Origin of the sequence: Paenibacillus sp. FSL R5-0713, from assembly GCF_037973325.1 — a bacterium.
GTDB lineage: Bacteria > Bacillota > Bacilli > Paenibacillales > Paenibacillaceae > Paenibacillus.
In genome coordinates this window covers 581,325-603,457 of sequence record NZ_CP150229.1, presented here as the reverse complement: position 1 = coordinate 603,457, position 22,133 = coordinate 581,325, and the positions used below count along the sequence as shown (strand labels likewise).

The following is a 22,133-nucleotide window of genomic DNA, read 5'->3' as shown; positions in this document are numbered from 1 at the left end:
CTTACCAATATGGTCTTTAAATCTTTTCTTTCTTGGTCATCTCTTGAAGGAGCTCTTTTCTTTATTACTCTCTTCCCCAGAAGTCATGCCCAAGCTAAGCGGGCATGACTTCCCTTTGCACACCTCCATGCGAGGTGGGAGCGAAGGGATCAAGAATGCGTTGCAGGAGCGGAGCGTTCGCCTTTGAACCTCGGTGGCTTCCTTGCCCTAATACATTCTGGCCACCGAGGAGCAACAGCGACCGAAAGCGCAACTTGAGCCCGCCGGCGACCCTGCCCTCGCTCCTTCTCTGTCTTACCAATATGGTCTTTAAATCTTTTCTTTCTTGGTCATCTCTTGAAGGAGCTCTTTTCTTTATTACTCTCTTCCCCAGAAGTCATGCCCAAGCTATGCGGGCATGACTTCCCTTTGCACACCTCCATGCGAGGTGGGAGCAAAGGGATCAAGAATGCGTTGCAGGAGCGGAGCGTTCGCCTTTGAAACTCGGTGGCTTCCTTGCCCTAATACATTCTGGCCACCGAGGAGCAACAGCGACCGAAAGCGCAACTTGAGCCCGCCGGCGACCCTGCCCTCGCACTCACCCTTTAACTGATCCAGCGGTAATCCCCTGAATGATATACTTCTGCATCAGCAGGAAAAAGATGATAATCGGCATGATGCCCAGCACAAGGGCCGGCAAGGCCAGATCCCATTGCTTCGTATATTGCCCGAAGAGTGCAAAAGTCGCGATCGGGATCGTACGCAGGTTGGAGCTTTGCAGGATCAGGGACGGGAGTAGATAATCATTCCAGATCCAGAGTGTGTTCAGAATGATGACGGTTACATACATCGGTTTCATTAGTGGAAATACGATTCGGAAGAACACCCCGTAGGCAGAACTTCCATCCACCCGAGCCGCTTCCTCAATCTCCAGTGGGACGGATTTCACGAATCCGTGGAACAGGAAGACAGACATCGGTGCCCCGAAACCGAGATAACAGATGATAAGTCCCCCAAGGCTATCGATTAGCCCGAGATTACTGGTTACCGTAACAAGTGGAATCATGATAGACTGGAACGGAATCACCATGGCGGCAATGAACATGCCGAACAAAATCCGGTTGAACCGGGTATCGCTGCGAACCATTCGGTACGCGGCCATGGAACTGATCAGCACTAGCAACAGATTGCTGACTACGGTAACGATGAGCGAGTTCATCAGCGCAGACGGGAAGTTAATTTTCTCCCAGGCGTTCGCATAGTTGCCCCATTGGAATACCTCCGGCCATGCAGCCGAATTAGTGAGCAGGTCACCGAAGGTTTTAACCGAGTTCACAAACAGGAAGTAAAACGGAACCAGGAATAAAAGTCCAATGAGTACCATGATAATCTCGGTTAGAATGGTACTGAAGCGGTAATTTTTCGTCGTCTCCATTAGGCTTCTACCTCCTTGCTCTTCGTCAGACGTACCTGAATCATGGTGATGATGGCAACGATTACGAAGAACACGAGTGCTTTGGCCGTTCCGATGCCATATCTGTTGTTCACAAAGGCTTCATTGTAAATATTGAGTGCAACCGACTCTGTTGATCCGAATGGTCCACCTTTGGTCAGCGACAGATTGAGATCGAACATTTTGAACGACCAGGAGATCGCCAGGAACAGACAGATTGTTACACCTGGCATAATGAGCGGAAGAATGATGCTCCGCAGTACCTGCCAGCGACTTGCGCCATCAATCTCGGCAGCTTCCAGCAGATCAGGGGATACATTCGTCAGAGATGAGATGTAGATAACCATCAGATATCCTGCGGTCTGCCATACAAACACAATCACGATTCCCCAGAAGGCGGTTGGTTCGTCTCCCAGCCAAGGAAGGTTGAAGAAGGACCAGCCTGTTACATCGCCTACTGCTGAAAACCCTTTCACAAATATGAACTGCCAGATAAAGCCGAGCAACAACCCACCGATCACGTTAGGCATGAAAAAGATCGTACGCAGAATGTTTCTCGTCTTGAGCGGTTTGGTCAGGAAATAGGCCAGGAAAAAGCCAATTACATTGGTTAGTACCACACCAACCACGGTGAAGCGCACCGTAAACCAAAACGCCGTTTGGAACTTGGGATCATTCGCAAAAACATGTACGAAGTTATCGAACCCTACCCAATTAATGTTCTCGGATACCCCGTTCCAATCCGTGAAGGAGTACACCATGCCAAGCAGGAAAGGGACCACGATGATGAGAATAAAAAACACGATGGAGGGACCCACGAACACGAGCTGCTGTAACAGCTGTGAAGATTTGCGATGCTTCATATCGTTCTCCCCTTCTATAGATGGATGAAATTGGTCTCTTTCTCTATTAAACTCCAATATCGCTGAGGGAAACACCGACCCTCGTGAACAGTTGGGGGTAAAATATTGTCCTATCTTTAACCTGCAACCAGAAGGGGTGGACCGATGTCCAAATACTACAGTATACGCACCAAATTGATTGCCTTTATGCTCATCGCTACCACGCTTCCGCTGCTTGCGTCGATCAGCATGACATTTATCCAGACCAAAACTGCCCTGCGGGAACAGGCTGTTGAAGAGAACAAACGCCTGATCTACCAAGCGTCCACGAATCTCAATAACTATGTGGATAACGTGGCCAGAGCGTCGCTTGCTGTGTATAACGACCCAAACTTCCTGCGTAACTTGGCGAAGATTCCTGGTGATTATCGTGCAGTGGCTGAAGTGTACACTACTTTGCAGACCATCCGTGCGGCTGTGCCGGATGTTTTTCAGCTGTATTTGCACTCTTTTGCTGCCAATCAATCCACCTTAATTACGAATCCCTTTCCGAAGCGGGAGGAACGCAAACAGGCCTATTCCGGATCGCTTCATGGAAAAACAGGCGGTGACAGCCCGGACATTTGGGTGGAATCGGCACATATGAGTCACACGTACGGATTCAAGGCCGCCTCCCCTGATGATCCTGCAAGAACAGTCATTACCTTGCATCGGGTAATCAAGGATATTCCGTCCACCGAGCGTCTGGGTGTTCTCGCCATTGATCTGAATATGAATACCATTGCAGCCATCTGCGGCAGACTGTATGATCCGGCTAAGGAACAGATCTATGTTGTGGACGGTCAGAATCAGATCATCTACCAGGGACGTTCCGAGGTCAATCATACCGATTCACTGCGAGAGGAAACAGCTAGTGAGCTGAATATCGCACGAAATAACGCGGGTACAGCCCAGAATGTCGCAGGACATTTTGAACAGGATCGTTCCATGTATGTGTACCAGCAGCTTGGCAGCACGTACGCGGACTGGACCATCGTCAAACAGATTCCGAATGAGACGTTATACGCCAGAGCGACCACACTCACGTGGAATAACGCAATGATTGCCATCGCAGCACTTGTATTGGTCATTGTCGCAACCTTGTTCATCTCCATCCGAATCACCGGTCCGCTCAAGCAGCTCATGCGGTATATGAACCAGATCCAAGCCGGGCGTCTGCATGTGGATATCCACCTATCCAGCCGAGATGAATTCGGGGTGCTTGCTCGTCATTTCCGGGATATGATGGATACAGTAAATAATCTTATTTTGCGGGAATATCGGCTTGAAATTGCCAATAAGACGAATCAACTCAAAGCGTTGCAAGCGCAAATTCATCCGCATTTTCTGTATAATACATTGCAATCCATCGGTACACTTGCCCTTCAACAGCAAGGACAACGGGCGTATACACTACTTTCCTCCCTATCCAAAATGCTGCGCTACAGCATGCGGGATCAGACCGGCGTGACCTTACGCGAGGAAGCAGAGCATGCCCGGTTATATCTGGAACTTCAGCAGGAGCGGTTCGGTGACCGCCTTGAGGTGGATTTGGATTTTGCCGAAGATACCCTGTCTGTCGAAATGCCGAGAATGACGTTACAACCTTTAATTGAGAACTATTTTAAACATGGGGCAGATATTCAGCCAGGTAAAGGTCACATCTCTCTATCCAGCCGTCGGATCAATGATCATTGGATTGAAATCGAACTGAATAATAACGGACCCTCCATACCAGAAGATAAATTACTGGAGATTCGGGGATGGCTCCATCCAAATCACATATCAACCGGGTTAGCCACGCAAGAATCCGATGAGTCAGAGTCCATTGGTCTACGAAATGTGATGCGCAGACTTCAATTGAACTCACATCCCGGTCACTCAGCCAGACTTGAGGTCAGCAATCGGGAACCCAATGGTGTGAAGATCAGGGTTATACTATACGCGGGAGAGTGAACAACATGAAGGCACTGCTTGTAGATGATGAAAAACATGTCCGCGATGCCATAAGGTTGCTTGGTCATTGGAAAGACTTTGGTATTGATACAATAATTGAAGCGGCAGACGGGGATGAAGCCATTGCCTCCATCACGGCACATCAACCTCAAATCATTCTCAGTGACATGCGTATGCCAGGCAAGGACGGTATGGCGTTGCTCGAATGGATATCCGTTCATACCCCACACAGCAAGGTGCTGGTTATTAGCGGATATGATGATTTTGAACTCGTGAGGCATGCCATCAGGCACGGTGGTATGGACTACCTGCTAAAACCTGTGGAAGCAGATGAGCTGAATGCATCTCTATTGAAGGCCGTTACAGCTTGGGAAGAGGAGGATGCTGTTCGGTTGCAATCCACCAAACAATCCATTGTCGTTAATCGAATGCGCCCCCACTATCAGGATCGTCTGTTAACCGAACTTGCCGTCGGAAGAGGCAATGGCCCCTCTCATCTGCAGCGATTGCAGGATGAGTTGTATCTCCCGGGTATAATCCCTGTCTGTAGCGTCGCTGTCACCAGCCTGTCCCATCTGGATGCAGGTTGTCTGGCAAAGTATCGCAGTCAACCCGACCTGCTTGTGTTCTCGGTGCTCAATATCTGCGCTGAGATGTTATCCACCCCAGACGAAGGCGTCATGTTTCGCCAGTTGGATCAGCCCGATGAGATCGTTCTGCTGCATTGGGGTCCCCCCACTTCATTGCAGCCTATTCTGGACAAGGTCAATCATGGATTGGAGCAGACGATTCAGCGCCAGCTTCATTTCGGCATCTCCACCTGTGACTCATATCCTGGCGGCATCTCAGCAGCCTATATGGAGGCAAGTTCAAGGCTGTGGCGACGCAATGCTGTGCATACCAAACAGCGAATTCATGCTTCCCTGGAATCATCCAATGGGAATAAAATCAGGCGCTTGACCGCCTATGAAGAACCTATGCGGATGGCAGCCATGAGCTTGCGGGCTTCCAGTGTATCTGCTGCGGTTGCCGAATGGCTTGACCCAATTACTGATCTTGAGGTTGTCAGTGCCGAGCAGATCCAGCAATGGATCGATGAGCTGGAATGGATGCTGAGCCGCTGGCTTGATGATACGGCAGGTTCGTCATTCAAAGAGGAAGAAGTGACGGAGGAACAATCTATTCCCTTTGCCGAGTTACCATTTGACGCTGAAGGGTTGTTATCCTATCCCCTGCTTCGTTCCTTGTTGGAGCAACGACTGCTTGCCGCAGGAAAAGCGCTCACCGCACATCACCACGCCAATCCTGATCCCATGAGTGAGATTGCACGATATATGGACGCCCATTATCAGGAGGACCTGTCCTTGCAGCAGATTGCCGCGCGTTTCTATCTGAGCCGGGAGTATATTTCCCGAAAATTCAAACAGCAATTTGGCCTGAACTGGTCGGAATATCTCGGCAAATTGCGAATCAATAACGCGAAGCTGCTACTGCAAAACCCCTCCCTGCGAGTCGCCAAAATTGCGGAGATGGTTGGATTCCAGGATGAAAAGTATTTCAGCAAAGTGTTCAAAAAAATGGAGGGCATCACGCCAGCGGAATATCGTAAAACATTATTGGAGGCCGGTACTTAACGGGTACCGGTTCAAAATTTATTTGAGTTAAAAAGAGTACTCCCCTATGACCAGTCGGGAGTACTCTTTTGTATTTTACTTTTAACAGAGAATCACTTATTTCATAACGACGGTTTCGCTCTTTCTGCTCACCGATCCCGTAAGATCACCGCGGGGACAAGACGAATGTAGATTAACTCCCCTGCAAGCTCCACCATCGTCTGTGTAACAATAACAGCAGCAGCCATGGTTGCCCATTCCGGCGGGAGTGCCAGGGCCAGTGGCAGAACGACCAGCGAATTCCGTGTAGCTGAACTGAATATCAACGCTCGTCCTGCGCCTGGATTCAATCCAAACCAAGTAGCAATAAGCCGAGATATCCAAGGCATAATGATTAGAAAAGCAACATAGATCGGGATCACATTCACGATGATCGCCATATCATTGTAGACTTTACCGATCTGGGAAGCGACAACCACGATCAGCGCGAGTGCCATCATCGGAACCGGCAGCCACGCCGTCGCATTCATGACCCGCTCACCGCTCACTTTACCTCTGGAGAGAACCTGTGTAACGACAGCGAGCAACAGCGGAATAACAATCAGGAACAGAAAAGCCTCCACGAACGGCCCTATCTGCATGACCTGCGCCACCTCAGCACCCATCAAAACCCATAAGTAAAACGGCAACAGGATCATTTGTATAACAAATAAAAGGGGGGTTGCGGCCAGCATCAGTTTCTCATTGCCCCTGCCGAGCTGTGTGAACACAATGACGTAATCAATACAGGGGGTTAACAGTACCAGATACACTCCGATCAGAACGCCTGGTGATTGCGGAAAGGCCAGTGTAAGCAACCATACGACTACAGGTACAACGATAAAATTAGCCGCCAGTAACGCGCCCATGAATCGAAGATTCGACCAGGACTCTTTTAACTGTAAAAAAGGAATCTGTACAAACATGCTATATAACAGAACAGCAAGTACAGGGGACACAGTGTAGTGTAAAACATTCCCCCATGCCGGTAAACTCAGCCCTATCACTGCTCCTAATAATAGTGCAATGACATAGAACCAGGTTTGCTGTCTCTCCATCGTTTCTCGTGTAAGCATTCTCTTCCTCCACTTCTAAATGGGACATCCTGAGCATGGACATATTTCTGCTCCGTTTCGCGTACATTGGGACAGAGTGCCGTTCCAGCATAACGTCAGAGCACAAGGATCCGTAAGATCAACTTGTGAATTTTTTGCGGCTGTTATTAGAATGTGCAAGAACTGGGTATATTCATTGTAGACTGACCCGTGGTTCATTCATTCGTCAAACCAAGGAGGAAACACCATGTCACGTAACAATCCGTACAAGTGGTTAAACGCGATTGGTTTTATCGCTGTAATTATCGTGAACTATCTTTCCAACGCTCTGCCGATCGGGGGCAGAACCAACAAGGAAGTATCGGATATGTACCCTGTGCTACTCACACCTTCTGGCTATGCCTTTGCTATATGGGGTTTGATCTACTTGCTGCTTGCAGGCTTTGTGATCTATCAGTTCGTGCCTGCTTCGTGGAAAAGGAACTCCATCACTCGTCTCGGGTATTGGTTCCTGGCAAGCTGTGCCTTTAACGTAGCCTGGATTTTCGCTTTTCAAAACTTGCAGATCGGTCTCGCTTTACTGATTATTGTACTGCTTCTGTTGTCTCTGATCGTGTTGTATGTAAAAACACGTACCATTACTGTTCCGACCACTGCTGAGATCTGGCTTGTGAAGCTGCCATTCAGCATCTATCTGGGATGGGTTAGCGTGGCTACGATCATCAATACTGCTGTGCTGTTATATAAAATCGGCTGGGATGGTTTTGGTCTCAGCGAACCGACCTGGACGATCATTATGCTCATTGTGGGAATGGTGCTGGCTGTACTCGTTAGCTTCCGTTATCGGGATAGTGTATATCCACTGGTATTCACGTGGGCGTACATCGCCATCGCCCTTAAACAAAAGGATGTCACTTCCGTATATTATACGGCAATCATCATTGCGATCGTACTGGCAATCTACGCGATATGGCTGTTCTTCGCCCGTAATCAGGATCGCGATTGAGCGACTGCCATTCTAACGCAAAAACATAAAGCAAAAAGCCGATTCTGGTCATTTTCATTCGACCTGAAATCGGCTTTTTATATATACCGGCGTGAATGAGGACTGTCCTATTTCAGGGCAATAACTTCAATCTCCACTAGTGCGTCTTTTGGCAAACGTGCCACTTCCACTGCACTGCGTGCAGGATATGGCTGTTCAAAGAACGTGCTGTACACTTCATTCACAGGAACAAAGTCATTCATGTCCTTCAGGAACACCGTCGTTTTCACGATTTTATCCATGCTTGTGCCTGCTGCTTCAAGAATAGCCTTCACATTGCTCAGGGACAGACGTGTCTGCTCCTGTACATCTGCACCGAATTCTCCCGTTTGGGGATTCAGGCCAAGCTGTCCGGACGTGTAGATGAAATCGCCTGCATCAACGGCTTGACTGTATGGACCAATGGCGCCTGGCGCCTGATCGGTAGAGATTGGTTTTTTCATGGACGAGTTCTCCTTCATGTTCGTTATCCTGCTACCGCAAGGAGTCAGGGTTCGAACTCATTTTTGTTGCCTATTATACCACGATCTACCTCCAGCGAGAAACGCTCCTCACTGGCCACTATGAAGTAAACAATTCATTCAAAGGTTCTTATCCCCGTCCACGCCAAGAACATGAATGACATCATTCGGGTATACATGATTTCCAATCGCTTGCACCAGTGCAATATTCGTCATGGCCTGTGCAATGGTTGCGGCGTGGACTGCCCGGTATTGGTCTGCTCTGCCTTTCATCCAGCGATCCAGCAACTTCATGGCATGAGCAGCCATCTGTTCACCTAACCGCTTCTCATTTCGATCTCCCAGAATTAAGGAAGGACGGAAGATATGCAAAGATTGAAAACCGATATCAGACAATGCATCCTCCATCTCCCCTTTGGTCCGACTGTAAAAGACCCGGGAACCTGCACTCGCGCCCATGGAGGAGATCACCAGCATCTGGGGTACCCCATGTTGCTTCGCAAGCATAGCCGCACGAACAGGGTAATGATAATCCACCTGACGGAAATTTTCCTGACTGCCTGCTTTTTTGATCGTTGTACCCAAACAGCAGTACAGATCATCGATTCCATCGAATAATTCGCCTTGGCTCTCCAACTGTTCCCAATTCACCACATGCTGTTCCAATTTGGGATGTTGCAGCTCAAGCGGACGTCTAACCAGAACGCGAACCTGACTGTATGCCGAGTGCTCCAGCAGATGATGAACCAGCAATTCGCCTACAAGTCCCGTGGCTCCAATCACCATGGCTTTCCGTTCGAGACGATTCAAATACATCCCTCCACTTCGCCATCTTTTTTGAATTCATACCAGTGTATATAGTTCATTACTATTTTAACAGTACGCGACGTCCAAGGGTAAACGTAAGAATGAGCATGACTACACCAACCCCCACCTGAAATCCATAGGCTGAGATCCAGGCCAGCGCGTCGGACCAGTTCTCCATCTTTTCATACAACCAGCCACCGAGCAGCGGCCCAAGAAATGAAGTCACTCCCGTCAGAGCCGAATACACGGCGACAAACATCGGTCTTTCACTTTTGGGGGTGTCTCCGATCGTAAAGTTAAATGCCAACTGATTGAATCCACCCACCCCGATCCCAAGAAAGATATGAGATAGAAATAGTGCAATCAATACGGGCATAAACGACATTAATCCCCACGACAGACAGGAGAGTGCAATGACCGGTAATGTCCAAAATAGGAGGGTTTTGTTGCTAAACCTGGCATTCAGATTGCCCCAGACATAGAAACCTGCCATCATAACCAGCGTCTGGACCACTGTGATCAGGGATACGGTCTGATAATTAATGTTTAATAGATCAAGCATAACATAGGAATAAAGCGGAACAATCAAGGTCTGGATCAATAACCAGACAGCCAGAAACAGCGTTGCTTTCAGGAATGAACGATCCTGGAACGGCTTGATAAACATCCGCCAGAAAACCTTTTCGGTAGAACGCTCGAATGGTACATCCGGATAAAAGAAATAAATGACTGTATTGGCAATAGCGCAGATCCAAACCGGAATAAACAGGATCAGAAAGCCTATTTCTCCGGGGTAACGGTCCAATACAATACCACCTGCGAATAAGCATACGCTTCCAAGAGCATTCAGAATCGTATTTCGAATTCCGAAGTAACGCCCTCTCACCTTGGCAGGTACGATGTCGCCAATCAGTGAAGTCCAGATCATGCCGCCGATCGTATTCGATATAAAAGCAACCGTATACACACCAATATATACGCTTACCCACCACTCTTTGGGGAAGATAAACGGGATCAGTCCCGTCGCACTCCATAAGATACGATGTGTGCCCACAAATAAAAGCAGCATACGTTTGCGACTGCGAATACGTTGCATCCAGTAAGCTGCTCCGATCTGGGCAATGTTTACGAAGGTCGTAATGGCGAGCACAAAACCGATATGTCTCGACCCGGCCCCAAGGTATAGCAGAAACCCGGTTAAGAACGGGCCTCCCAGCAATGTCTGTAAAATAATTGCCGGTACACCCTCCCATGTTGCAATTGATAAATTTGTGCGTTGTGTCGAACCCTTGCGCCGTGGTTTGCTTGCTGACGGGGGAGGGTTAACGTTGACCGTCTTCTGTATGGGGATACACTCCTTAGACCGGGTCTCAAAAGCCGGTCGATGCTAGTTGTCATCCCAAATTCTACTCACGGCGCGGAGGTTGTCAACTCATTTTTTCACGGTTCAACGGAAGATAGAGATGGAAGGTGCTTCCCTTGCCTTCAACGCTCTCAAGTTCAATCGAACCTCCCAGTAATCTCGCCAGATCCCGACTGATCGAGAGACCAAGTCCGGTACCACCAAATTTCCGACTAATCGACCCGTCAGCCTGCTGAAATGCTTCAAATATGGAATGATGCTTGTCCTCAGAAATACCAATGCCGGTATCCTGAACGGAGAAAACGAGCCACCCATTCTGAATACCTGCATTCTTCATCTGCTTGGTACTTACAGTCAGCGTGACCTTCCCTCGGTGAGTGAACTTGATGGCATTCGACATCAGATTCCGCAAAATCTGTTGAACCCGCTGGGGATCAGACCAGAGTGTGTCGGGCAGTCCCGGTTTCTTATCCATCTGCAACTGAATACCCTTTTTCTCGGCAACCAGTTGGAAGTGGCTCATGGCATCTTCGGTAAGTTGTGCCACACTGATATCCTCCAGTACTATATCCAGTCGCCCCGCTTCCACTTTGGACAGATCCAAAATATCGTTAATGAGTGTGAGCAGTTCCTGTCCGGATTGGTCGATCATGGTGGCGAAACGTACAATATCCTCGGGGTCCATCGTGTCCGCGTTCTCGCTGATCATCTGGGCAAAGTTAATAACACTGTTCAATGGTGTACGCAACTCATGTGACATATTGGCGAGAAATTCGGATTTGTACTGTGAGGCGATCATCAATTGTTTCGCTCGATCCTCCAGTACAATCTGGGCTTTCTGTAGCTCTTCCTTTTGCACAGATAATAGCCGGTTCGTACTTTGGATAAGCAAAATCCGGTTCTGTTCATTCTGAAAATCACGTAATATAAACGCAAACATAAGGCTTAACAAAATACCTGCCGGAAGCGTGTAAGGCATAATATGAGAGAAAAAATATGTAGCCGGGATGACGCCAAAGATAGCGATGCCCACACTATTGACCACATTGACGATAATTACAACAAGGATGCCTTTTGTGATCAGTCTGAAATCGCTGCGTCTCATCCATATATTTAAACCCGCACATATTACACCGAGTAAAGTCATATTAATTACCGCTGCCACCGTAGCATCCGTGATACCAAACGTTAACCTGGATAAACCTATCCCTACACCCACAATAATTACACTATAGGGTTGTCTGTACGTTAGAACGGCAACAATTATAGGAACATAACGAAGGTCAAATACCACTTCATCCGTGAGTTGAAATCCAAAAACCGTACTGATCCAGCCTGCAAAAACAAGGACAAGCACTGAACCGATCTGTTTCATTCGGGAAGAAGCACGTATGACGATATATTTATAGAACACACTGGCAAGATAGGCAATCGTTATAAGCATCCCCATATTCAATACGAACATTTTCAAAAATTGCATTTACTCACTCCTGTTGTCCCGACTTTACTGGCCTTGTTACCATCGTCCGTATGTGTTTCTATCATATCATGTCCATTGAAATTACTGCATTCCTTCTTCGTCAAAAAAGTACACAAAAATACACAAATCAGGATTCAATTTGTGTGCGGAACGTAGTAAAATATATTGTTGTTCAAATTTGAACTACTATATAGATTGAACTAAAGAAATAGATATTTGCTAGGGGCATGTTCGTCGGAACATGAATGAAAGGAGAACGCTGTTGTGCAATTGTTAAAAAGTAAATCCTATTGGCTGTCATTAAGTTTGATGTTGTCATTGGCTGTCATGGGGCTATTCTATGATATTCTTAATAGTCCGGAACGCGGGTTCGTAATACTTAATTCCTCGCTTGACCAGATCATTCCCTATGTACCCGCCATGTCCATTCCATATTTGGGTTGGTACCCATTTGTATTCGGTGTGCTCGCCTACCTGTGTGCCAAGGATCGTCTGACGTATTATCGCGTCTTGTTATCCATGAATATCTGTGTCTGGATCTGTTATCTCATCTACTTCAACTTTCAGACCATGGTACCGCGCCCGGAACTGACGGGTACAGGCCTGGGCGTATCTGTTCTCGGATGGCTCTACAGCCAGGACCGCCCGTTTAATTGTTTTCCAAGTATTCATTCTCTGCACTCTTATCTGGTTATGCGTGCCGTTCTCTCGGTTCCAAGCATTCGCAAACCCATTAAGCTGTTGGTGGCTGCAGGAGCAGCGACCATTATCGTATCCACGCTTATGATCAAACAACATGTGATCTATGACGCCTTGGGTGCCATCATACTCGGCGAATGTGTTCTCACCATCATAACCGGCCTCGCTCTACACCGGAGACGCAGAAAAGAATCGAAGTGGACAGAGGGGATCAACTGATCCCTCACTTCGATGGTTTCTGAAGATGCTGTTGTCGTCTCCATTCATCAATAAACAAACCTGCAAAATAGGGGTCCCATTGGGTCCCTTTTCCTTCTTCCAAAATCGTTAGCGCTTTCTCGTGACTCATCCCATTCCGATAAGGTCGATCCGACGTCATGGCATCAAAAGCATCCGCTACTGCTATGATGCGGCCAAAAAGGGGAATATCTTCACCAGCCATCCCATCCGGGTATCCTTTGCCATCATATCTCTCATGGTGAGACCGTACACCCGGCAGAAAGTCCGCCATGGCATCAATAGGCTCTATCTGTAACAGAATGCTCTCTCCCTGCACGGGATGTGTGCGAATAATCGCGAATTCTTCATCGCTCAGTTTTCCATCCTTCAGCAGTACCTCGTCCGGTATGCCGATTTTCCCGATATCATGGAGTAGAGCTGATTTGTACAATAAATCCGCCTGTTCCTCATTCATTCCGCTCAGCTTGCCAATCATCAGTGAATACTCGGCCACCCGCATGGAATGCCCTGCGGTGTACTTATCTCGAGCGTCCAAAGCCGCCGCCAGCATCGAAAAATAACTTTGCAACAACTGCCGGTTGCGTTCCTGCCTCATCTCAAGCCGATTAATCATCATATTAAAGCCGGAGATCAGTGCAGAAAATTCATCCGCATACAGATCAGGAGCTCTTCTGCCGAGGTCTCCCTCCTGAATTCGATTCATCTCCTGTGTCAATTCAGCAACCGGATCACGAACATCCCGAATCAACAGCCAGCTGCCCACCAGTGCAAACCCAGCACCAAGAACAACGATGACAATCCCCCACAGAATGTACTCTCTCGCAAATTCTCTGTCCATATACTGAAGCCGGATTGAGGTAGCGAGGAAAAATAAAAATAACGGGAACAATCCGATGAGTGATGTACTTAGCTGAAATTTACGCTGGATCGATACCAGGATACGTCCTCCCAGTGAAGGCTCCATCCCGTATTGGATTTTGCCTCGATGACGGACCTCAAGTAACAAGGGTCTTATCGCCCTCACCGTCAGGTAATACTCAATGAGCGCATGCATGATGGCAATCAAAAATGCACATGCGGCAGCCACTACTATGTACACGTACGGGAACTCAAGCCACCCCGTGGATATCATCCATATGGTTAATCCCGCTGCCGGAATCGAAAAACCAAGCATGTGCGGACCCATAATTCGATATATGGTCTGCCCCGGGAAACGATGAATTTTCTCGTACATATGGTTCAATTCGTCTCGCTCGTGATGCTCGGAAGTGAAAAATTGTCTTATGGGTCCAAGCTGCACCCACAGCGTAATTAACTCTGCAACCAGCATGAACAAGATTGAAATCAGTACAATGCCGATGAGTCGAACAAATTGAATATCGGGTATTTGTAATGTAGATACCATAACCACTGTACCAACAACAAAAACAGCTGCCAGTGAACCGATCAGATAATTGCGTATCAGGCGAAAGATAAATGAACGGTATGCTTCCAACTGAACCCCTCACTCTCTATGTGCAAACCCGTTCTCCCTTGATATGCGGGAAAATTAGGGTATTTCCTTCTATTTGTTTATCGGTTGCACCGCCAAAAAAAATTAATAAAATTCAATGGATGGATACCAAGATCTCCACTGTCGAATCGTTTCAAAAAATTTGGCCCTGTCCCGTCTTCTGGTGGTAATCTGTAAAACACAAAAAAGGCTGCTCCACAACCGGAGCAGCCTTTGGTGATATATCCTATATTTATCCTTTGATCTTGGCAGCCAGAATCATCGTACCCCTTGGTTCATCCCCCATGGCATCCGGTTCTAGCGTGATCGCAACCGTGTCATAGTCGTTGGCCGAATCCAATGTGTAGTATACCGCACCCGTCCCATCACGACTAAGGAACGTCCCCGCATTCTGAGGCGTATCTCCCTTGATCAACCACACCTGAAATGCCTCATTGCCTTCCAGATTCGGCAGGTTCTCAGCCTGCACAACCAAGTGAGTGCCTTTGCTGTCAATTACGATGGTTGCGAGACCCTGAGCTACAATATCCTGCGTTGCAGGATTCAGCTTCACTGCCTCGCCAGTCTGCATGCCCTGTGCAGGTTCCAGCGCTGATGCCAGCTGCTCTTGCAGCTGCGCATTCTGCGCCTGTACCTGCACCAATTGCTCTTGTGTAGCCGACGAGCCCGCCGCTTGCTGCGTCAGCGAGTCGATCTGGCTCTGCAGCTGCGCCGCGTACACGCCAAGCACCAGCGCCGCTGCCGCAAGGCCGGCGCTGGCCACGCGCCAGGCGCGGCTGCTGCGCGCACGCGCGCGCCCTTGAGGCTGCCATGGCTGTGCCTGGGCAGCCTCTTCTCCCCGGGCCGCAGGCACCGCCGTTACCGGCGGCAGGCCTGGCCCGGGCTGCGCCGCACGTTCGTGCTGCGGCGCAAGATCCTCCTGAAGCACCACGGGTGCTTCAGGTTCTGCAGGAGCAGCGGCCGGCTTCGCCTCGGCGCTCTCCTGCACATGTCCGAGCACGTTGCCCAGCACGCGTGCTCGCATGCCTGGCGGCGGTGCTACAGGTTCCGCCGCAAGTGGCAGGAAGCCAGTCACTTCCTGCAATTCCCTCACCTCCTGGCGACAAGTTTCGCAAGTTGCCATATGGGCTTCAAACGCTGCCACTTCCTCTGCTTCCAGTCCGCCCAGCACATACATCGGTGCCAGATCAGACCACTCCTCATGTCGCTCTATCATGGATGTATGCCCTCCCTTCCCGCGTCCGGATGCAATTCAGCATCAGCCAGCAACTTTTGGAGCTGTCGCATGGCAAGCCTGACACGGCTCTTTACTGTACCCAGCGGAATCCCGAATCGGCTGGATACTTCCTGCTGGGTTAATCCCGCATAATAAATCGATTCTATAACTTGCTGCTGATCACCATTCAGTTGGGACAACGCCTCTTTAATCCGAGTGCCTTCCCATTTACGCTGCACTTCTTCTTCCGTATTCGTATGCTCATCGGCATAGGCCGCCAGTGTCTCGTGTTCAACTGAAGTAGCCGCTGCCCCTTTCGATCTCCGCCTCAGCATGTCCACTGCTATGTTGCGCGTAATCGCAAACATCCATGTGGTCAGCTTCCCCTGTGAGGCATCGTATCGTTCAGCATTATTCCAGACCCGCATAAAAAGTTCCTGAACGGTCTCTTCGGCCGTCATAGGATCGCCAACGATCCGATAGGCAAAAGAATACACCGCTCGCTCATAACGGTCATATAAAAGCTCCAGTGCGGAGGAATCACGTTCCGCAATCTGTCGCATTAACCTGCTGTCCTCCATCGATTCAGTCATGCGAGGGCCCCTTTCTGTTTCTTCCCTCTTATTATAACCTACGCAGAATCTTTTGAAGAGGATTACCTCAATTGAGAAATAGTTTGAAAAAATTCTGTTTATTTTCAAACGAATATTTCAGCTATTGTCTTGAAGGACTACCCGAAAAACATGTTTTTCTGTTCGTACTTTCCTTTTTATTGCAATAAATTACAACCTGTGGTATAGTATAAGAGTTGTATTAAACAACCTCATATGATTTCTGTCTTCTTTAAACCCCGGAATATTTTCTTCATGCTGCGACCGCAGCGAATTAAGCACAATCAACCTATGAAGATTGAAGAACCTGCATCACAATAACCCGGTAGTACAGAGTTTCACAAGATGTTCCCATTCACACTGGCGCGGTCATCGGAGCCGCAAGGACAAAAGAGAGGTAGGGCTTTTGTTGTTTTGGATATCACTTATTCTTGAGAAGATTGAAAACATACACAAAGCACCCGGAATTGGGTTCCGGGTGTTTATCCATGTCTACATACACATTTCAAGCACCGTCTACACACTGTCAGACCCCGTTCCCTCAGTTGAACAGTCTCTCCTTCCGCCTATCGGGCTCACCAGACGCTAACGAATCCTGCACACCTTATATTGAGGATTTCTACGGTATGTAAAATCTAACAAATCCCAGCAACGTTAATCCATGTCACTTCATGAGTATAGGCTCCAAATGTGCCCAAATTCAGCTCATTAGACGTCTACGATTCGTTAAACTCTTAAAACGTCAGAAATTCATGGAATAGAGCCTGTGGAGTTCGTTAAAGAACGATTCACAAAGTAAAAAAGGGACACCGCAGGATGAGATCCTACGCTGTCCCGTTCTGACTCATAGATACGTTATGCCCTTATGCCCCATCATTGAACTCAGGTTTTTTTATCTGCTACTTGAGTCAGCGCCTATCTTAACGATCCACGATCAGCGAAAGTCTCCTTGCATTCGCAACCAATTAGATGAACATCGTTTTGGAGATAATAACCAGCAGTATGAACAGTACAAGGATCGTACCCATAGAACCCCAGCTTCCGCCGCCATGCCCATAGGATACGCCGCAACCCTGTTGATAACCGTGCATCATTGGAGCCTGATTGGCATGGTGTCCGTATCCATAGCCATATCCCATTGGCATTGTTCCACAACCATATCCATACCCATGCATTTCATGACCTGTGTATTGGTATCCTTGCATATGCTCATAACCTCCCATATGTCCGTATACATGCCCCTGTCCGTTCGGTGAATTCGGTTTTACTTCGCTCATTGTTCATTCCTCCTTAACATTTGCCTACACCCCTAAGCTATGTATTCAGCCTACCTCTGGACCGGGCTATCGCCCTACTTCCGACAAAATGGGCGTTTAGCCGTTAAGTAACCATCTCTTTTTTCGCAAGAATAATCCGTCCTTGCACTTTCATAAATCCCATTCAATTCTTCCGTTCACCATAAGCTATCTCCTCTCCCTGGCTCTCCACCATGCTTGTCCTCTAGAAAAAAACCCCACCGGTTGCCCGGCAGAGCTCGCCATATTATACCCAGAATGATTTAGTAATGATTACGAGAAGAATGAACAGAACCAGGATTGCTCCGGTTGATGTCCAGCCGCCATAGCCTACGCCTTCAACTACATTGCTCATGCAGAACCCTCCTTTACGAATATATTAGGGTCCAAGCCGGTTATTAGATCAGGAATGCTTTAGAAATAATGACCAACAAGATAAAGAGAACCAAGATCGCGCCAGTCGATGTCCATGCGCCGCCGTATCCACCTACTACTCCACTCATGTAAACCCCTCCTTTGATTTGAGGTACAGTTCACTATATGCACCAATCACACATGGGACCGGGCTCAGGTCGAAAATGGGCTGTTCTTTTCACAGATTATTCTCTGAACATACATACAGGATTAGTTCTCAAGGTCTGTCAGTTATGTTCAAACACGTTTAAGTCATAAATAAATCTCACGGGTATATCAACCGTATGTATGTACACCAAACATTTGAATAAAAATGTTACGAATTACGATGAAGATTTCATACGAATTAGCGGTGGGTACATCAACGCCACTTTGATTGGAGCTTCATTGGTAGTTGCCGATTAAACTGTTAAATGAGCATACAAAAAGGCCAGCTCTTGAAGAGACTGGTCTTTTGGACATTCGATTAAAGGATGTGGCGTATTTACATAACTAACAACCAACCATATATATTAGGAATTAATTGGGTCTTGCCTGAAGTGACGTCAGTTTGTCCTGTACCGATTGTAACTTCTGTATACTTGAGGCATCCGGTTTGTCACGACGGTCGTCAATTTTGACGGATGTGGACACACGCTGGGCACCTGACAGAAACGGTGCTTCATGCAGAGCCGCAATTGCTGTAAAGATCTCATTAAGCGGTCCCTCAATAATGGTGCTCATGGAAGTCAACTGATATGTAATGCCCCGCTGATGTTCCAATACCTTTTGCATGTCCGCCACATAACTGCTTAGACTCGTTGTACCCGTTCCGATTGGAATGACAGTCACTTCTGCTATTGCCATTTTGCTCCGCCTCCTCTGGGCCCCGTGAACAACCGCTGCCGCTTATTTTAGTCGAAATTTGACTCCTTTTATTCTACCAGTTGAATGCGTTACAATTCAAACTGACGTGAACACGTCATTCAAAATGTTCAAAAATTTTTTTTGATAAATCTTCAAATCTTCCAGTCCTTTTCCTTTGCGGATTCCTCGCTTAAATGGTATACTCGGAATTACGTTTTACTGGTTCTGCCCACTTTACAAACACAATATGTTGGGTTACAGTATGTTGACAGCTACAAAATGTAGTAACGCTAGATTTCTCCGCTTCTAATAGTCACCTTCTGCATTCTCGCGAAAAACAGGATGAAATCACCTCCAAAGGCACGTCCCTGTAGGTGTAAATCGCTTTCTCGAAACAGAGTTGACATGGAGGTTAACGGGGCTGTTTGGACTGCATCCGGTATCCTCAAACTACAGGCACATCTGCATATAGACAAAAGCTTACATAAGCACCCTTCTCTGTCGATACTTGAACCTTCAAGACAGCAAGGAAGCCAGAGCATCCATGGGCATTTTCAGCCGCGAGGCGGGAGAATGCTTTTTATATGAGCATGTTCTGCATTGTGCTGCTTTGTGCGCTCAAGTTGAGCGATCTAAGAGATGATTTGTCGCCGCCGTTTCAGTCCGCAAAACGTAACCCTATTTCTTTTTCTCACCGTAAGAAAGACACTCAATTCTTTATATAAAGAATTTCTCCAATTTATCTCTTAAACATGCGAAAGCGAGGAATATTCATGCCACAAGTTGTGACCAAGCCGAACAACCGCCAGCTTGCCTTTGATGATATGCGTATCTCGGTGTATGCCGACCGTATCCTGGAAGGACTGGACATGCTCGACAAGGAACGTCTGGTACGCGGGGTAAACAGCAAACTCCGCCGTGATGAAGTTACCGGAGACGAGATCAGCAACGCTTTTATGATGAGCGCACTGGAACTGGTAACCAAAGAGGAGCCTAACTGGAAATTTGCAGCGGCACGCTCCCTGCTCACTTCCCTGTACAAAAAAGCGGCTACCAACCGCAGATACAAGTCTTACCCGGACGAGCCTTATGGGGCATTCCATCCTCTTCTTGTAGATCTCGTGAAAAAAGGCATCTACCGTGAAGAATTGCTGGAATGTTACACCAAAGAACAGATTGATGAACTTGCGGAGTGCATTGACTATCGCAACGATCTGCTCTTCGATTATATCGGCTTGCTCACACTGGCAGAACGTTACCTTGCTCACGATTTTGACGGAAAAGTAATGGAGTTGCCTCAAGAGCGTTATATGGTTATTGCGATGTACCTGATGCATCAGGAGCCTGCTGAGAAACGTATGGAACTCGTCAAGGAAGCTTACTGGGCGATGAGCAACATGTATATGACAGCAGCTACACCTACGATGTCCAATGCGGGCAAAAAAGTGGCTGGACAGCTCTCTAGCTGCTTCATTGATACTGTGGACGACTCACTTGAAGGTATCTTCGATTCCAATACAGATGTAGCCCGTCTGAGCAAAATGGGTGGCGGCATCGGCGTTTACCTTGGTAAAGTCAGAGCTCGTGGATCGGATATCCGTGGACACAAAAACACAAGTTCCGGTGTAATCCCTTGGATTCGCCAACTGAATAATACAGCGGTCAGCGTAGACCAGCTTGGTACACGTAAAGGTGCCATTGCCGTATATCTGGACGTCTTCCACAAAGACATTCTGGCCTTCCTTGATCTGAAGCTGAACAACGGTGACGAACGGATGCGTGCACATGACGTATTCCACGGCATCTGTCTGCCTGACCTGTTCATGGAGCGAGTAGCCAGCCGCGGTGAGTGGAGTCTGTTCTGCCCGCACGAAACGAAAAAAGTGATGGGCTGGAAAGATGAGAACGGTCGTGCACTCGGACTGGAAGATTTCTATGATGAAACTGTAGGCGCAGGCGCGTTCCGCGAGAAATATGAGGAAGCGGTCAACCACCCGCTGTTGTCCCGTATCACGGTTCAGGCGATTGATATCATGAAACGTGTGATGAAATCCCAACTGGAAACAGGTACGCCGTACATGTTCTACCGGGATACCGTTAACCGTTCGAACCCGAACAGTGCACACGGCATGGTATACTCTTCCAACCTTTGTACCGAAATCATGCAGAACCAATCTGCGACTGTAGTTGAAAAGGAAGAGCTCGTAACCAAGGATGGACAAACCCGCATCGTGATTTCCAAAGTACCTGGCGATTTCGTAGTCTGCAACCTGAACTCGATTCACTTGGCACGTGCTGTACCTCATGATGTATTGGAACGTCTGGTACCGATTCAGGTTCGTATGCTGGACAACGTTATCGATATCAACAACATTGAAGTGCTGCAAGCCCAATACACCAACAGTCAATACCGTGCGGTTGGTCTGGGAACCTTCGGACTTCATCATCTGCTTGCTCTTGAAGGCATTCGTTGGGAATCGGAAGAAGCCGTCACATATAACGATAATCTCTATGAAAAAATTAACTATCTGCTTGTGAAAGCCAGCATGGAACTTTCAAAGGAAAAAGGACATTATCCGAAATTCCAAGGTTCCGATTGGCAAACAGGCAAATACTTCGACCAACGGGAATACACAACTGGTGAGCGCGTGGGCGAATTCGTTACAACAGAACAATGGAAAGAACTGCAAGCAGAGGTTCAGCAAAACGGTGTCCGTAACGCTTGGATGTTCGCCATTGCACCAAATGGTTCAACGTCCATCATTGCAGGTTCAACAGCCAGCATTGATCCACTTTACGAACTGTTGTCCTATGAAGAGAAAACGACATACAAGATTGCCAATCCGGCACCTGATCTGTCCGAAAAAACGATCTGGTACTACAAAACAGCATTCATGGTCGATCAACATGCTTCCATTAATATGGCTGCTGCTCGTCAACGCCACGTCGATCAGGGACAGAGCTTCAACCTGTATGTTCGTCCGGATATCAAAGCAACGGAATTCCTGGAACTGCACTTGCACGCCTGGAGAGCCGGCATGAAATCGACGTATTACGTTCGTAGCCGGGCATTAACCATTGAAGAATGCGATTCTTGCGCAAGCTAAGTTTTATCCTTGATAGAGCAGATTGACTAGATTCACGATGACCACCAGGGCATCCTGTTT

At 47.9% G+C, this 22,133-nt stretch carries 19 protein-coding genes; 5 read left to right on the top strand and 14 right to left on the bottom strand.

All coding sequences use genetic code 11. The features are described from left to right. Positions 1–577: 577 nt before the first annotated feature. The gene (locus MKZ12_RS02845; RefSeq protein WP_253429649.1) at positions 578–1,414 is read right to left on the bottom strand and encodes a carbohydrate ABC transporter permease; all 837 of its coding nucleotides are present in this window, start codon (positions 1,412–1,414) and stop codon (positions 578–580) included. Then, the gene (locus MKZ12_RS02840; protein ID WP_036607341.1) at positions 1,414–2,295 is read right to left on the bottom strand and encodes a sugar ABC transporter permease; all 882 of its coding nucleotides are present in this window, start codon (positions 2,293–2,295) and stop codon (positions 1,414–1,416) included. Before MKZ12_RS02840 ends, MKZ12_RS02845 begins: the two co-directional genes overlap by 1 nt. A gap of 144 nt (positions 2,296–2,439) precedes the next feature. Here MKZ12_RS02840 and MKZ12_RS02835 point away from each other — a divergent pair, with 144 nt between their 5' ends. After that, positions 2,440–4,269, top strand: coding sequence for a sensor histidine kinase (locus tag MKZ12_RS02835; protein ID WP_339258630.1), 1,830 nt, complete (start codon positions 2,440–2,442; stop codon positions 4,267–4,269). 5 nt (positions 4,270–4,274) lie between these two features. After that, positions 4,275–5,903 carry a response regulator gene (locus MKZ12_RS02830; protein ID WP_339258628.1) on the top strand — a complete coding sequence of 543 codons (1,629 nt, stop codon included), beginning with the start codon at positions 4,275–4,277 and terminating at the stop codon, positions 5,901–5,903. Positions 5,904–6,031: 128 nt separating this feature from the next. Here the strand turns inward: MKZ12_RS02830 and MKZ12_RS02825 are convergent, their stop codons facing one another. Beyond that, the gene (locus MKZ12_RS02825; RefSeq protein WP_339239328.1) at positions 6,032–6,997 is read right to left on the bottom strand and encodes an arsenic resistance protein; all 966 of its coding nucleotides are present in this window, start codon (positions 6,995–6,997) and stop codon (positions 6,032–6,034) included. A 226-nt stretch (positions 6,998–7,223) separates the two neighbouring features. Between MKZ12_RS02825 and MKZ12_RS02820 the strand changes: the two genes are divergently transcribed. After that, positions 7,224–7,982: a tryptophan-rich sensory protein gene (locus MKZ12_RS02820; protein WP_339239327.1), complete on the top strand. Its 759-nt coding sequence runs from the start codon at positions 7,224–7,226 to the stop codon at positions 7,980–7,982. A 107-nt stretch (positions 7,983–8,089) separates the two neighbouring features. On the opposite strand, the gene MKZ12_RS02815 is transcribed toward MKZ12_RS02820, so the two are convergent. The 4 genes from MKZ12_RS02815 to MKZ12_RS02800 all read right to left on the bottom strand — a co-directional run bounded on the left by MKZ12_RS02815 (position 8,090) and on the right by MKZ12_RS02800 (position 12,132). Continuing rightward, complete coding sequence (locus MKZ12_RS02815; RefSeq protein ID WP_017690870.1) at positions 8,090–8,464, bottom strand: RidA family protein; 375 nt, start codon at positions 8,462–8,464, stop codon at positions 8,090–8,092. Between the two features lie 138 nt (positions 8,465–8,602). Beyond that, on the bottom strand, positions 8,603–9,268 hold the full coding sequence (locus MKZ12_RS02810; protein ID WP_339261293.1) for an oxidoreductase: 666 nt from the start codon (positions 9,266–9,268) through the stop codon (positions 8,603–8,605). An 82-nt stretch (positions 9,269–9,350) separates the two neighbouring features. Beyond that, entirely contained in the window at positions 9,351–10,508 is a 1,158-nt protein-coding gene (locus tag MKZ12_RS02805) for an MFS transporter (protein WP_339239326.1), read from the bottom strand. A gap of 208 nt (positions 10,509–10,716) precedes the next feature. Further along, a complete protein-coding gene (locus MKZ12_RS02800; protein WP_339258626.1) occupies positions 10,717–12,132 on the bottom strand; it encodes an ATP-binding protein in 1,416 nt (471 codons plus the stop codon). A 264-nt stretch (positions 12,133–12,396) separates the two neighbouring features. Between MKZ12_RS02800 and MKZ12_RS02795 the strand changes: the two genes are divergently transcribed. After that, a complete protein-coding gene (locus MKZ12_RS02795) occupies positions 12,397–13,050 on the top strand; it encodes a phosphatase PAP2 family protein (RefSeq protein ID WP_339258625.1) in 654 nt (217 codons plus the stop codon). A gap of 4 nt (positions 13,051–13,054) precedes the next feature. Here the strand turns inward: MKZ12_RS02795 and MKZ12_RS02790 are convergent, their stop codons facing one another. The 7 genes from MKZ12_RS02790 to MKZ12_RS02760 form a co-directional block, all read right to left on the bottom strand. Next, positions 13,055–14,566: an HD domain-containing phosphohydrolase gene (locus MKZ12_RS02790; protein WP_339239323.1), complete on the bottom strand. Its 1,512-nt coding sequence runs from the start codon at positions 14,564–14,566 to the stop codon at positions 13,055–13,057. A 250-nt stretch (positions 14,567–14,816) separates the two neighbouring features. Then, the gene (locus MKZ12_RS02785) at positions 14,817–15,608 is read right to left on the bottom strand and encodes an anti-sigma factor (protein WP_339261292.1); all 792 of its coding nucleotides are present in this window, start codon (positions 15,606–15,608) and stop codon (positions 14,817–14,819) included. Between the two features lie 188 nt (positions 15,609–15,796). Beyond that, positions 15,797–16,393 (bottom strand): sigma-70 family RNA polymerase sigma factor, encoded by a 597-nt coding sequence (locus tag MKZ12_RS02780; protein ID WP_339239322.1) that lies wholly within the window; start codon positions 16,391–16,393, stop codon positions 15,797–15,799. A 983-nt stretch (positions 16,394–17,376) separates the two neighbouring features. Continuing rightward, positions 17,377–17,688 carry a hypothetical protein gene (locus MKZ12_RS02775; RefSeq protein ID WP_017690878.1) on the bottom strand — a complete coding sequence of 104 codons (312 nt, stop codon included), beginning with the start codon at positions 17,686–17,688 and terminating at the stop codon, positions 17,377–17,379. Between the two features lie 265 nt (positions 17,689–17,953). Then, a complete protein-coding gene (locus tag MKZ12_RS02770) occupies positions 17,954–18,061 on the bottom strand; it encodes a hypothetical protein (RefSeq protein WP_017690879.1) in 108 nt (35 codons plus the stop codon). Positions 18,062–18,104: 43 nt separating this feature from the next. Then, on the bottom strand, positions 18,105–18,209 hold the full coding sequence (locus tag MKZ12_RS02765) for a hypothetical protein (RefSeq protein ID WP_017690880.1): 105 nt from the start codon (positions 18,207–18,209) through the stop codon (positions 18,105–18,107). Positions 18,210–18,639: 430 nt separating this feature from the next. Beyond that, entirely contained in the window at positions 18,640–18,966 is a 327-nt protein-coding gene (locus MKZ12_RS02760; protein ID WP_017690882.1) for an MTH1187 family thiamine-binding protein, read from the bottom strand. A gap of 773 nt (positions 18,967–19,739) precedes the next feature. Here MKZ12_RS02760 and MKZ12_RS02755 point away from each other — a divergent pair. Next, entirely contained in the window at positions 19,740–22,073 is a 2,334-nt protein-coding gene (locus tag MKZ12_RS02755; RefSeq protein WP_339258623.1) for a ribonucleoside-diphosphate reductase subunit alpha, read from the top strand. The last annotated feature ends 60 nt before the right edge of the window (positions 22,074–22,133 follow it).